This window comes from Streptomyces sp. NPDC002403, from assembly GCF_053593015.1.
On sequence record NZ_JBSFBQ010000023.1, the window covers coordinates 75365 to 87530 of the forward strand.

The window sequence follows — 12166 nt, forward strand, 5'->3', positions numbered from 1 at the left end:
CGGGCCCACTCAAGACACGCAGGAGCACGTGGTGATCGAAGAAACCCTCCTCGAGGCCGAGGAGAAGATGGAGAAGGCCGTCGTCGTCGCGAAAGAGGACTTCGCCGCGATCCGTACCGGCCGTGCGCACCCCGCGATGTTCAACAAGATCGTCGCCGACTACTACGGCGCGCTGACCCCGATCAACCAGCTCGCCTCGTTCTCGGTGCCCGAGCCGCGTATGGCCGTCGTGACGCCGTTCGACAAGACCGCGCTGCGCAACATCGAGCAGGCGATCCGTGACTCGGACCTCGGCGTCAACCCGAGCAACGACGGCAACATCATCCGGGTGACCTTCCCGGAGCTCACCGAGGAGCGCCGCCGCGACTACATCAAGGTCGCCAAGGGCAAGGCCGAGGACTCCAAGATCTCCATCCGCGCCGTGCGCCGCAAGGCCAAGGAGACCCTCGACAAGCTGGTCAAGGACAAGGAGTCGGGCGAGGACGAGGTACGTCGCGCCGAGAAGGAGCTCGACGACACCACCGCGAAGTACGTCGCGCAGGTCGACGAGCTGCTCAAGCACAAGGAAGCCGAGCTGCTCGAAGTCTGATGAACGACTCTTCCTGGGGCGCCCCGCAGGGAGCCGGTCGCTGGGGTGCGCCCGAGATGCGGGCTGCCCCGGCGGGTCCTGCTTACGATGTGCATGACGCCCAGCAGACTCGGCCCATGCCCATCGTGCCGGACGATCCCGACGCAGGTAGAGACGCTGACGACCGTGATGACCGGGACCAGGGGGCCGGACGCCTGAGCGGCGGCCCCCTGTTCCGTGACGAGAAGCCGCAGGAGCCCATGTCCACCGCGCCGCCGCCCCCGCAGAAGAAACGTGCGGGCCGTGACCTGCGAGCCGCCATAGGGGTCGGTGTGGGGCTCGGCGCCGTCATCGTCGCCTCGCTGTTCATCGTCAAGGACGTCTTCGTCGGTGTCGTCGCCGTCGCCGTCGTCGTGGGCCTGTGGGAGCTGACCTCCCGGCTCCAGGAGCGCAAGGGCATCAAGGCGCCGCTCGTGCCGCTGGCGGTGGGCGGCGCGGCGATGGTGGTCGCCGGCTACGCGAAGGGCGCCGAAGGCGCCTGGGTGGCGATGGCGCTGACCGCGCTCGCGGTCCTCGTCTGGCGCATGACCGAGCCGCCCGAGGGCTACCTCAAGGACGTCACGGCCGGTGTGTTCGCGGCGTTCTACGTGCCGTTCCTCGCCACGTTCGTCGCCATGCTCCTGGCCGCCGACGACGGGCCGCAGCGGGTGCTCACCTTCCTGCTGCTGACCGTGGTCAGCGACACGGGTGCGTACGCCGTCGGCTGGCGCTTCGGGAAGCACAAGCTCGCACCGCGCATCAGCCCCGGAAAGACCCGGGAGGGTCTGTTCGGGGCCATCGCCTTCGCGATGGTGGCCGGTGCGCTGTGCATGCAGTTCCTGATCGACGGCGGTTCCTGGTGGCAGGGGCTGCTGCTCGGGCTCGCCGTCGCGGCCAGCGCCACGCTCGGCGACCTCGGCGAGTCGATGATCAAACGGGACCTCGGGATCAAGGACATGGGCACGCTGCTGCCGGGGCACGGCGGCATCATGGACCGGCTCGACTCGCTGCTGCCGACCGCCCCGGTGGTCTGGCTGCTGCTGGTGCTGTTCGTCGGCTCCGGCTGAGATCACGGCGCTGACCTGCGTTTCTTTGAGTGAGGGCCCGCTGTCCACAGGACGGCGGGCCCTCACTGTTCCGTCTGCGACACTGGATGAACCATGCCTAAGCCCGGAGAACTCACTTTCGTCGCGCCCCGCGGAGCCAAGAAGCCGCCGCGGCACCTCGCTGACCTCACGCCCGCCGAGCGCAAGGAAGCCGTCGCCGCGATCGGCGAGAAGCCGTTCCGCGCCCAGCAGCTCTCGCAGCACTACTTCGCGCGGTACGCGCACGACCCGGCCGAGTGGACCAACATCCCGGCCGCGTCGCGGGACAAGCTCGCCGAGGCGATGTTCCCCGATCTGATGTCCGTGGTCCGCCACATCAGCTGCGACGACGACACCACCCGCAAGACGCTCTGGAAGCTGCACGACGGGACGCTCGTCGAGTCCGTCCTGATGCGCTACCCGGAGCGGGTGACGATGTGCATCTCCTCCCAGGCGGGATGCGGGATGAACTGCCCGTTCTGTGCGACGGGGCAGGCCGGTCTCGACCGCAATCTGTCGACCGCCGAGATCGTCCACCAGATCGTGGACGGGATGCGGGCGCTGCGCGACGGCGAGGTCCCCGGCGGGCCGGCGCGACTCTCCAACATCGTCTTCATGGGCATGGGCGAGCCGCTGGCCAACTACAACCGGGTGGTCGGCGCGATCCGCCGGCTGACCGACCCCGAGCCGGACGGGCTGGGGCTCTCGCAGCGCGGGATCACCGTCTCCACGGTGGGCCTGGTGCCTGCGATGCTCCGCTTCGCCGACGAGGGCTTCAAGTGCCGTCTCGCCGTCTCGCTGCACGCGCCGGACGACGAGCTGCGCGACACCCTCGTTCCCGTGAACACGCGCTGGAAGGTGGGCGAGGTGCTGGACGCCGCGTGGGAGTACGCGGAGAAGTCCGGTCGCCGCATCTCCATCGAGTACGCGCTGATCCGTGACATCAACGACCAGGCATGGCGCGGTGACCGGCTCGGCCGGCTCCTCAAGGGCAAGCGGGTGCACGTCAACCTGATCCCGCTGAACCCCACGCCCGGTTCCAAGTGGACCGCCTCGCGGCCCGAGGACGAGAAGGCGTTCGTCGAGGCGATCGCGGCCCACGGGGTGCCGGTGACGGTGCGGGACACCCGCGGCCAGGAGATCGACGGAGCCTGCGGGCAGCTGGCGGCGGCCGAGCGCTGAGGCCACTCCCGGACGGGCCCGGGAGCCCGTGTAGCCTGGGCCCGAAATCAACTTCATATTCCGACAGGGGAGCGCCACAGCGCTGAGAGTGCGGCACCGAGGACAGGTCGGCCGCAGACCCTCTGAACCTCGCCCGGGTCATTCCGGGTAGGAAGTTCGGTCATCAACTCATGCTGTTGCGCCCTGCCCGCTTCTCCGCGGGCGGGGCCGCGTCTCTTCCTGGCCAAAACCCAGGAGGAATCCACAATGAGCACCACGCGCAGGACCAGGCAGCTCGCGGCATCGGCCGCCGTCGCCGCGCTCGGCGTCACCGCACTCGCCGGGTGCGGCGGTTCCGGCGACCGGTCCGCCGGAGACGGCTCCACGAAGGGCTCGGGCTCCAAGACCGTGACCCTCGTCAGCCACGACTCCTTCAACGCCTCCGAGGACGTACTGAAGGAGTTCACCGCGGAGACCGGTTACACCGTCAAGGTGCTGAAGAGCGGCGACGCGGGTGTCGCGCTCAACCAGGAGATCCTGACCAAGGGCTCCCCGCGCGGCGACGTGTTCTTCGGCGTCGACAACACGCTGCTCTCCCGCGCCCTCGACAGCGGCCTCTTCACGCCGTACGAGGCGAAGGGCATCGACCGGGTCGCGGCGGACACCCGGCTCGACGCGGACAAGCACCGGGTCACTCCGATCGACACCGGCGACATCTGCGTCAACTACGACAAGAAGTACTTCGCCGACAAGAAGCTCGCGCCGCCGCGGTCCTTCGACGACCTGGCGAAGCCCGCGTACAAGAACCTCCTCGTCACCGAGAACGCCGGAACGTCCTCGCCCGGCCTCGGTTTCCTCCTCGGCACCGTCGCCGCCTACGGCGAGAAGGGCTACCAGGACTACTGGAAGAAGCTGAAGAGCAACGGCGTCAAGGTCGTCGACGGCTGGGAACAGGCGTACAACGAGGAGTTCTCCGGTTCCGCGGGCGGCAAGAAGGCCAAGGCCGACCGGCCACTCGTCGTCTCGTACGCCTCCAGCCCGCCCGTCGAGGTGCTGTACGCGAAGCCGCAGCCGGCCGAGGCACCCACCGGTGTCGCCACCGGGACCTGCTTCCGGCAGATCGAGTTCGCCGGCCTGCTGGACGGTGCGAAGAACGAGGCGGGCGGCAAGGCCCTGCTGGACTTCCTGATCAGCAAGAAGTTCCAGGAGGACATGCCGCTCAACATGTTCGTGAACCCGGTCACCAAGGACGCGAAGCTGCCTGAGCTCTTCACGAAGTTCGGCGCGACGGTGGACAGGCCGACGACCGTGGCCCCGGACCTCATCGCCAAGAACCGTGAGCAGTGGGTCCAGTCGTGGTCCTCGCTCGTAGTGAAGTAACGAAGACCCCCGTACGCGGACCGGACGCGGGCGGGAAGGCTGCCCGCGACCGGTCGGTCCGGCCTTCGCGGGCGCGGGGTGCTCGTGCGAAGGCCCGGCGCGGGAGCGCGGTGCGGCTCGGCCTGATGGCCGTGCCCCTCACGTTCTTCGCGCTGTTCTTCGCCTACCCGGTCGCCGCGATCGTCGGCCGGGGCCTGAAGGCGGACGGCGTCTGGCAGTTCGGCCGGATCGGCGAGGTGCTGACCCGGCCGGACATCCGCGAGGTCCTCTGGTTCACCAGCTGGCAGGCGCTCGCCTCGACCGCGCTGACCCTGTTGATCGCGCTGCCCGGCGCCTATGTCTTCGCCCGTTTCGACTTCCCCGGCAAACAACTGCTGCGGGCGGTCGTCACGGTGCCGTTCGTCCTGCCGACCGTGGTCGTCGGCACGGCCTTCCTGGCACTGCTGGGGCGCGGCGGATTCCTCGACGAGCTCTGGGGCGTACGGCTCGACACCACCGTCTGGGCGATTCTGCTCGCCCATGTCTTCTTCAACTACGCGGTGGTCGTGCGGACGGTCGGCGGGCTGTGGGCCCAGCTCGACCCCCGGCAGGAGGAGGCCGCAAGGGTGCTGGGTGCGGGACGGTTCGCCGCCTGGCGGCGGGTCACCCTGCCGGCCCTCGCGCCCGCCGTGGCCGCGGCCGCGCTGATGGTCTTCCTCTTCACCTTCACCTCCTTCGGTGTCGTGCAGATCCTCGGCGGTCCCGGTTTCTCCACGCTGGAGGTGGAGATCTACCGGCAGACCGCGCAGCTGCTCGCCCTGCCGACGGCCGCCGTGCTGACGCTGGTGCAGTTCGCCGCGGTCGGCGCGATCCTCGCCGTGCACGCGTGGACCGCACGGCGCCGGGAGACCGCGCTGAAGCTGGTCGACCCGGCGCAGACCGCGCGCAGGCCGCGCGGCGCCGGGCAATGGGCACTGCTCTGCGGGGTTCTGCTGACCGTACTGCTGCTGATCCTGCTGCCGCTCGGGGTGCTCGTCGAGCGCTCCTTCGACACCGGCGGCGGGCACGGTCTCGACTTCTACCGCGCCCTGGCGTCCGTGGACGCGGGCGGCGGTACGTTCCTGGTCGCGCCGCTCGAAGCGATCTGGAACTCCTTGCAGTACGCGCTGGTCGCGACGGCCATCGCGCTCGTCATCGGCGGGCTGGCCACCGCGGCGCTGACCCGGCGTGCCGGGCGCCTCGTGCGCGGCTTCGACGCGCTGCTGATGCTGCCGCTCGGAGTGTCCGCGGTCACCGTCGGCTTCGGCTTCCTGATCACGCTGGACAAGCCCCCGCTGGATCTGCGGACCTCCTGGATCCTGGTGCCGCTCGCCCAGGCGCTGGTCGGTGTGCCCTTCGTCGTACGGACCATGCTGCCCGTGCTGCGCGCGGTGGACGGGCGGCTGAGGGAGGCGGCGGCGGTGCTCGGGGCGTCGCCGCTGCGGGCCTGGCGCGAGGTCGATCTGCCGCTGGTGCGGCGGGCGTTGCTGGTAGCGGCCGGTTTCGCGTTCGCCGTCTCGCTCGGCGAGTTCGGCGCGACGGTCTTCATCGCGCGGCCCGACCGCCCGACGCTGCCGGTCGCCGTGGCCCGGCTGCTGGGGCGGGCCGGGGAGCTCAACTACGGCCAGGCGATGGCCCTCAGCACCATCCTGATGGTGGTCTGCGCCGTCTCGCTGCTGCTGCTCGAACGTATCCGCACGGACCGGTCCGGGGAGTTCTAGAGATGCTGACACTGGAATCGGCCACGGTCCGCTTCGGCGAGCGGGCGGCGCTCGACGCGGTGGACCTGGAAGTCGCCGAGCACGAGACCGTGTGTGTGCTCGGGCCGAGCGGAAGCGGCAAGTCCACTCTGCTGCGGGTGGTCGCCGGACTGCACCCGCCGGACAGCGGACGGGTGCTGCTGGACGGCACCGACCAGGCCGGGGTGCCGGTGCACCGGCGCGGTCTGGGCCTGATGTTCCAGGACCACCAGCTCTTCCCGCACCGGGACGTGGGCGCCAATGTCGCGTTCGGGCTGCGGATGCACGGGGTGTCGCGCCGCGACCAGGAGCGCAGGGTCGGCGAACTCCTCGACCTGGTGGGCCTGCCCGGCGCCGAACGGCGTGCCGTCGCCGCGCTGTCCGGCGGCGAGCAGCAGCGCGTCGCCCTCGCGCGGGCCCTTGCCCCGCGCCCCAAGCTGCTGATGCTGGACGAGCCGCTCGGCCAGCTCGACCGCGGTCTGCGTGAACGGCTCGTCGTCGAACTGCGTACGCTCTTCGGGCAGTTGGGCACGACAGTGCTCGCGGTCACGCACGACCAGGGCGAGGCGTTCGCCCTCGCCGACCGGGTGGTGGTGATGCGCGACGGACGGATCGCCCAGGCGGGCACCCCGCTGGAGGTCTGGCAGCGGCCCGCCTCCGCGTTCGTCGCCCGGTTCCTCGGCTTCGACAACGTGGTCGAGGCGACGGTGACCGGTGCTGTCGCCGACACGGTGTGGGGCGGGGTGCCGGTGCCCGCGGGCTCGCCGCAGGGGGCGTGCGACCTGCTGGTGCGTCCGGCCGGGGTCCGGATCGGCGCCCCGGACGAGGGGCTGCGCTGCGTGGTCGGGACACGTACGTTCCGGGGCAATCACGTCGCCGTACGGCTGATGCCGGAGCGCGGTCCGGTCCTGGAGGCGGAGTGCGCGTTGCGGGACGCGCCCGAGGAGGGCGCGGCGGTCGGGGCGGGCTTCGACGCGGCGGAGACCGTCGTGCTGCCCGCCCGCTTCTGACCGGGCGCGTTCACCGCACCGGATCATCAGGGGACGGCCCCGGTCGCGGGAACCGGCCGCCGGCCGGACGATTGCCTGATGCCCCGGAGCGCGGTTCCGGCCGCCCCCGGGGTCCTTCGGCACGTCTTCGCGGGCAGCCCCCGGGGGGTGTGCGGCAGATCCGGAACGACTCCGGGAAGGACAGGGACAATGACCGAGTCAGCACGCGAGGGCATCGACATCACCCGCATCCTCGACGCCCCGCGGGAACGGGTCTTCGAGGCCTGGACGACGCCCGAGCACTTCGCGGCCTGGTTCGGCGGCGACGCCGAGGTGCCGCTCGACCGGGTGTCGATGGACGTCAGGCCCGGTGGCGACTGGAGCCTGGTCATGGTGGTGCCGGGCACCGAGATGCCGTTCCACGGGGTCTACCGGGAGGTGGTGGCACCCGAGCGGCTGGTGCTCACGATGAAGGACGCCTCCGCGCCCGCCGGCAGCGACGGCGAGATCATCACCGCCACCTTCACCGACCGCGGCGACAGGACCACCGAGCTGGTCTTCCGGCAGCGCGGCGGCAACCTCACGCCCGAGCAGTACGCGGCGGCCGAGGACGGCTGGGAGGCCTTCTTCGACGCGCTGGTGGCCCGGCTCGCGTCCTTCTGACCGGGCGGCCCTGCGCCGCCGACCGCCGGGCGAGTGCCCCTGGGCCTCGTCCGCCGTGTCCACGAGCGCGATCCGGGACTCCACCGGATCCGAACCGCCCGGCGAGAAGACGGCGCCGGCCGTGTCGGCGGCCGGCAGGGCGGCGCCGCGGTCGGTCAGGTCGGCGGACTGGACCCGGTGGCCGCCGAGCGTCCCCGGGGCGACCGCCGCGTCGAATGCGGCGAGCGACTCGGTCTCGGGGACGGGCGGGGGACCGGTGCTGTCCGGATTGTCCACGTCGTCGTGCCAGGTAGCTGCCGCCGGACCGGCCCCGGTCCGGCGGCGTGCGTCCTCAGGCCGTCAGCGGCAGTGCGGCCAGCTCCGCGATCAGCCAGGTCAGCGGGGCGAAGACGAGCAGCAGCGCGACGGCGCGCAGGGCAGTCGCGGCACGCAGGGCCGAGGCCGGGGCGCCGAGCCGCAGCAGCGCCTGCGAGGTCTGCTCGCGCGCCTGTCTCGCCTCCAGGGCCGAGGTCAGCAGCGTCGCCGTCGTGCAGCCGAGAACGAGCACCGCGCCCAGCTCCGTGAGCGGGCCGAGGGGGTGTGCGTCCGTCCCGTACAGCGCGTAGCCGGCGACGGCCGCGGAGAGCACCGCGCAGACCACGCCGAGCGGTCGGCCGATCCGGCGCGACTCGTCCATCAGCACCCGGCCCGCCAGCAGACGTACGGCGCCGGGGCGCACCGACTGCAGCAGTCGTCCGCACAGATGGGCCAGGCCCGGACCCGCCACGGCCAGCCCGACCGCCGTCAGCGTCCAGCCCACCAGCACCCCGGCCGGGGTGGCGTCGAGCCTGCCGGGCAGCGGGAGCAGCCTGTGAACGTCGCCCCGGCTCATGTACGCCTCGACGGCGAGACCGGCCGCGGTCAGCGCCACGCCCCACGGCAGCCCCGTCGGGGGAGCCGCCGGATCGGGCGCCTCCGGCTCGGTCAGGACGTCCGAGGAGGTGTCGTCCGGGGCCGCCGTCGAGACCGGTCCGGCGCGCAGCGCGAGCGCGCTCGCACCCGCCGCGGTCACCGGGACCAGGGCCAGCAGCACGAGCACGGCGGCGAGCGGCAGCGGGGCCTCGGCGTCGAGCGGCCCGGCCGCGGCGCCGTCGAACGGCAGCCCGGTCAGGTCACCGCGCAGATGCAGGAAGAACAGCAGAGCCACCATCGACCCGAGGGTGCAGGAGACGGCGGTGGAGACCGCGGCGAGCACCGCGAGCCGGACCGGCCCGAGTCCCACGGCGGACAGCCCGGAACGCGGCCGGGTGCTCGGGTCCGTACGGGCCACCGCGACCGCGAACTGCACGGTGGCGGCGAGCGGCACGAAGCACCACAGCAGGCGCAGCACGGCCGCGGCGGAGTGGGCCGGGTGCCCCGACGCGTAGCTCAGGGTGCACAGCAGGAGGAAGCCGACTCCGGCGGAGGCGGCGGCGACCAGCAGCCGCCGCAGCAGGACCAGCGGATGGGAACCCCGGGCTAGACGGAGAGCGAGCACGCCGCGCGGCCCTCCGTATCGGATACGGCGGGCAGGGCGACGGTGGCGACGCGGCGGCCGTCCAGCAGCGGGACCGTGCGGTCGGCGAGGGCGGCGATCTCCGGGTCATGGGTGGCGAGCACGATCGTGATGCGGTGCGAACGGGCCGCGCTGGTGAGGGTGCGCAGCACGTGCGTCCGGTCACTGCGGTGCAGGGTCGCGGTCGGCTCGTCGGCGAAGATCACCGTGGGGGCGGCGGCCAGGGCACGGGCCACGGCGATCCGCTGGCGCTGTCCCTGGAGCAGGGTGTGCGGCCGCTGCCTGGCGCAGCCGCCGATGTCGAGCCGCTCCAGCCACTCCAGGGCGGCCTTCTTCGCCTCCCGGCGCGGGGCGCCGCGCAGCAGCAGCGGAAGGGCCGTGTTCTCCCAGGTGTTCAGCTCGGGCACCAGCTGGGGCTCGGGGGCGATCCAGCCGAACCTGTCGCGGCGCAGCCGTTCACGCAGCCGGGGCCCCATGGTGTGGACGGGGACGCTGTTGAACCACACCTCGCCCTGCTCGGGCACCAGCTGACCGGACAGGCAGTGCAGCAGGGTCGTCTTGCCGCAGCCCCGGGGGCCGGTCACGGCGAGGATCTCGCCGTCACGGACGCCCAGGGAGACGCCGCCGAGCGCGGGTGAGCCGTTGTGGGAATGGTGCAGGGAACGCGCCCAGATCACGTCGTTGTCCGGCGGGGCCACCATGGCGTACACCTCGGTTCAGATCGTAATTCCCGTCCCCCGTACGGGGGAACGAAGAGAAGGCCGATCGGTCACTCGGCACCGTAAGGATTCGAACCGCGGTGAGCGCACAGCACACGGCCCGGATGCGCCCCTTCCCACTCGAATGGGCGCATCCGGGCCGTGTGGACCGTATGAGGATGACGGCTGGAAGCCGGTCAAGCAGTGGTCAAGCGATGGTCAAGCCGAAAGGCCGTCCGACCGGCGGCCGATCCGTGGTCGGCCGGCCGGTCGTGGTGCCGGTCAGAGCTTGGTCCATGCCTCCGTGAGGACGGTGCGCAGGATGCCCTCGATCTCGTCGAACGTCGACTGGTCGGAGACCAGCGGCGGCGCGAGCTGGACGACCGGGTCGCCGCGGTCGTCGGCCCGGCAGTACAGGCCGTTGTCGTACAGCGCCTTGGAGAGGAAGCCGTACAGTACGCGCTCGGTCTCCTCGTCGGTGAAGGTCTCCTTGGTGGCCTTGTCCTTCACCAGCTCGATGCCGTAGAAGAAGCCGTTGCCGCGGACGTCGCCGACGATCGGCAGGTCGAGCAGCTTCTGCAGCGTCGTGAAGAAGGCGTTCTCGTTGTCCAGGACGTGCTGGTTGAGGCCCTCGCGCTCGAAGATGTCGAGGTTGGCGAGGCCGACCGCCGCGGAGACCGGGTGGCCACCGAAGGTGTAGCCGTGCAGGAAGGTGTTGTCACCCTCGTAGAACGGTGCGGCGATGCGGTCCGAGACGATGCAGGCACCGATCGGGGAGTAGCCCGAGGTCATGCCCTTGGCGCAGGTGATCATGTCCGGCACGTAGCCGAACTTGTCGCAGGCGAACATCGTGCCGAGGCGGCCGAAGGCGCAGATGACCTCGTCGGAGACGAGCAGCACGTCGTACTTGTCGCAGATCTCGCGGACGCGCTGGAAGTATCCGGGCGGCGGCGGGAAGCAGCCACCGGCGTTCTGCACCGGCTCCAGGAAGACCGCGGCGACGGTCTCCGGGCCCTCGAAGAGGATCTCCTGCTCGATCTGGTCGGCGGCCCAGCGGCCGAACGCCTCGGGGTCGTCGCCGTGGATCGGGGCGCGGTAGATGTTGGTGTTCGGCACCTTGTGCGCGCCGGGGACCAGCGGCTCGAAGGGGGCCTTCAGGGCCGGCAGGCCGGTGATGGACAGGGCGCCCTGCGGGGTGCCGTGGTAGGCGACCGCGCGCGAGATGACCTTGTACTTGGTCGGCTTGCCCTGGAGCTTGAAGTACTGCTTGGCCAGCTTCCAGGCGGTCTCCACGGCCTCGCCGCCACCGGTGGTGAAGAAGACCTTGTTGAGGTCGCCCGGAGCGTAGTCGGCCAGGCGCTCGGCCAGCTCGACGGCCTTCGGGTGGGCGTAGGACCACACCGGGAAGAAGCCCAGCTCCTGGCCCTGCTTGTAGGCCGCCTCGGCGAGCTCGTGACGGCCGTGACCGGCGTTGACCACGAACAGGCCGGAGAGGCCGTCCAGGTAACGCTTGCCCTGGTCGTCGAAGATGTAGGTGCCCTCGCCACGCACGATGGTGGGAACGGGCGCGTTCTCGTAGTCCGACATGCGGGTGAAGTGCATCCACAGGTGGTCGTACGCGGTTCGGCTGAGGTCCTTGCTCACGGCTATCGGGTTCCCCACATATAGGTCTGCTTCTTGAGCTTCAGGTACACGAAGCTCTCGGTGGAGCGCACACCGGGGAGGGCCCGGATGCGTTTGTTGATCGTTTCCAGCAGGTGGTCGTCGTCCTCGCAGACGATCTCCACCATCAGGTCGAAGGAGCCCGCGGTCATCACCACGTACTCGCACTCGGCCATGGCCGACAGCGCTTCCGCGACGGGATCGAGGTCGCCCTCGACATTGATGCCGACCATCGCCTGCCGCCGGAACCCCACGGTGAGGGGATCGGTGACGGCGACGATCTGCATCACGCCCTGATCGAGCAGCTTCTGGACGCGCTGTCGCACGGCCGCCTCGGAGAGGCCGACGGCCTTGCCTATCGCGGCGTACGGACGGCGTCCGTCCTCCTGGAGCTGCTCGATGATTGCGAGGGAGACGGCATCGACCGCTGGTGACGATCCGTTCCCGGTCCTGGAGTCTGCGCTGCGACTGGCCACGCATCCACTGTGCACCGGGACTCGTCGGTCTGGCAACCCCAGATCGATGAAATTCGTTGTCTGAGGGTCCAGATCTCACTGAATCCGAAGTTCACGGCGGTTGGGCATGTCGAAAGCGACACCCGAGCGACTACCCTGGGCATCTCACCCATTG

General features: G+C 70.9%; 11 protein-coding genes. 7 read left to right on the plus strand and 4 right to left on the minus strand.

What is annotated here, in order from left to right:
• The first annotated feature begins 31 nt into the window (after positions 1–31).
• The 7 genes from frr to ACWCPY_RS24195 all read left to right on the plus strand — a co-directional run bounded on the left by frr (position 32) and on the right by ACWCPY_RS24195 (position 7642).
• A complete protein-coding gene (gene frr, locus ACWCPY_RS24165; RefSeq protein ID WP_072487217.1) occupies positions 32–589 on the plus strand; it encodes a ribosome recycling factor in 558 nt (185 codons plus the stop codon).
• Positions 589–1674 carry a phosphatidate cytidylyltransferase gene (locus tag ACWCPY_RS24170; RefSeq protein ID WP_451268119.1) on the plus strand — a complete coding sequence of 362 codons (1086 nt, stop codon included), beginning with the start codon at positions 589–591 and terminating at the stop codon, positions 1672–1674. The genes frr and ACWCPY_RS24170 overlap by 1 nt, the downstream gene beginning before the upstream one ends.
• A 93-nt stretch (positions 1675–1767) precedes the next feature.
• Positions 1768–2874, plus strand: coding sequence for a 23S rRNA (adenine(2503)-C(2))-methyltransferase RlmN (gene rlmN / locus ACWCPY_RS24175; protein WP_072487215.1), 1107 nt, complete (start codon positions 1768–1770; stop codon positions 2872–2874).
• A gap of 246 nt (positions 2875–3120) precedes the next feature.
• A complete protein-coding gene (locus tag ACWCPY_RS24180) occupies positions 3121–4233 on the plus strand; it encodes a thiamine ABC transporter substrate-binding protein (protein WP_451268121.1) in 1113 nt (370 codons plus the stop codon).
• Positions 4234–4358: 125 nt separating this feature from the next.
• Positions 4359–5972, plus strand: a complete 1614-nt coding sequence (locus ACWCPY_RS24185) for an ABC transporter permease (RefSeq protein WP_451268123.1) — start codon at positions 4359–4361, stop codon at positions 5970–5972.
• A gap of 2 nt (positions 5973–5974) precedes the next feature.
• Positions 5975–7000: an ABC transporter ATP-binding protein gene (locus ACWCPY_RS24190; RefSeq protein ID WP_451268125.1), complete on the plus strand. Its 1026-nt coding sequence runs from the start codon at positions 5975–5977 to the stop codon at positions 6998–7000.
• A gap of 189 nt (positions 7001–7189) precedes the next feature.
• A complete protein-coding gene (locus ACWCPY_RS24195; RefSeq protein WP_451268127.1) occupies positions 7190–7642 on the plus strand; it encodes an SRPBCC family protein in 453 nt (150 codons plus the stop codon).
• Positions 7643–7973: 331 nt separating this feature from the next.
• Here ACWCPY_RS24195 and ACWCPY_RS24200 read toward each other — a convergent pair whose 3' ends face one another.
• The 4 genes from ACWCPY_RS24200 to ACWCPY_RS24215 all read right to left on the minus strand — a co-directional run bounded on the left by ACWCPY_RS24200 (position 7974) and on the right by ACWCPY_RS24215 (position 12012).
• Positions 7974–9158, minus strand: coding sequence for a hypothetical protein (locus ACWCPY_RS24200; protein WP_451268129.1), 1185 nt, complete (start codon positions 9156–9158; stop codon positions 7974–7976).
• Positions 9140–9877: an ABC transporter ATP-binding protein gene (locus tag ACWCPY_RS24205; RefSeq protein WP_451268130.1), complete on the minus strand. Its 738-nt coding sequence runs from the start codon at positions 9875–9877 to the stop codon at positions 9140–9142. The genes ACWCPY_RS24200 and ACWCPY_RS24205 overlap by 19 nt, the downstream gene beginning before the upstream one ends.
• 279 nt (positions 9878–10156) lie before the next feature.
• On the minus strand, positions 10157–11536 hold the full coding sequence (locus ACWCPY_RS24210) for an aspartate aminotransferase family protein (protein WP_072487209.1): 1380 nt from the start codon (positions 11534–11536) through the stop codon (positions 10157–10159).
• Positions 11521–12012 carry an Lrp/AsnC family transcriptional regulator gene (locus tag ACWCPY_RS24215; RefSeq protein ID WP_176729251.1) on the minus strand — a complete coding sequence of 164 codons (492 nt, stop codon included), beginning with the start codon at positions 12010–12012 and terminating at the stop codon, positions 11521–11523. The genes ACWCPY_RS24210 and ACWCPY_RS24215 overlap by 16 nt, the downstream gene beginning before the upstream one ends.
• Positions 12013–12166 lie beyond the last annotated feature (154 nt).

What these genes read in the sequence shown, in the direction of transcription:
- ACWCPY_RS24170 (WP_451268119.1), top strand. Translation starts at nt 589, where the DNA reads ATGAACGACTCTTCCTGGGGCGCCCCGCAGGGAGCCGGTCGCTGGGGT.
- rlmN (WP_072487215.1), top strand. Translation starts at nt 1,768, where the DNA reads ATGCCTAAGCCCGGAGAACTCACTTTCGTCGCGCCCCGCGGAGCCAAG.
- ACWCPY_RS24180 (WP_451268121.1), top strand. Translation starts at nt 3,121, where the DNA reads ATGAGCACCACGCGCAGGACCAGGCAGCTCGCGGCATCGGCCGCCGTC.
- ACWCPY_RS24185 (WP_451268123.1), top strand. Translation starts at nt 4,359, where the DNA reads ATGGCCGTGCCCCTCACGTTCTTCGCGCTGTTCTTCGCCTACCCGGTC.
- ACWCPY_RS24190 (WP_451268125.1), top strand. Translation starts at nt 5,975, where the DNA reads ATGCTGACACTGGAATCGGCCACGGTCCGCTTCGGCGAGCGGGCGGCG.
- ACWCPY_RS24195 (WP_451268127.1), top strand. Translation starts at nt 7,190, where the DNA reads ATGACCGAGTCAGCACGCGAGGGCATCGACATCACCCGCATCCTCGAC.
- ACWCPY_RS24205 (WP_451268130.1), bottom strand. Translation starts at nt 9,877, where the DNA reads ATGGTGGCCCCGCCGGACAACGACGTGATCTGGGCGCGTTCCCTGCAC.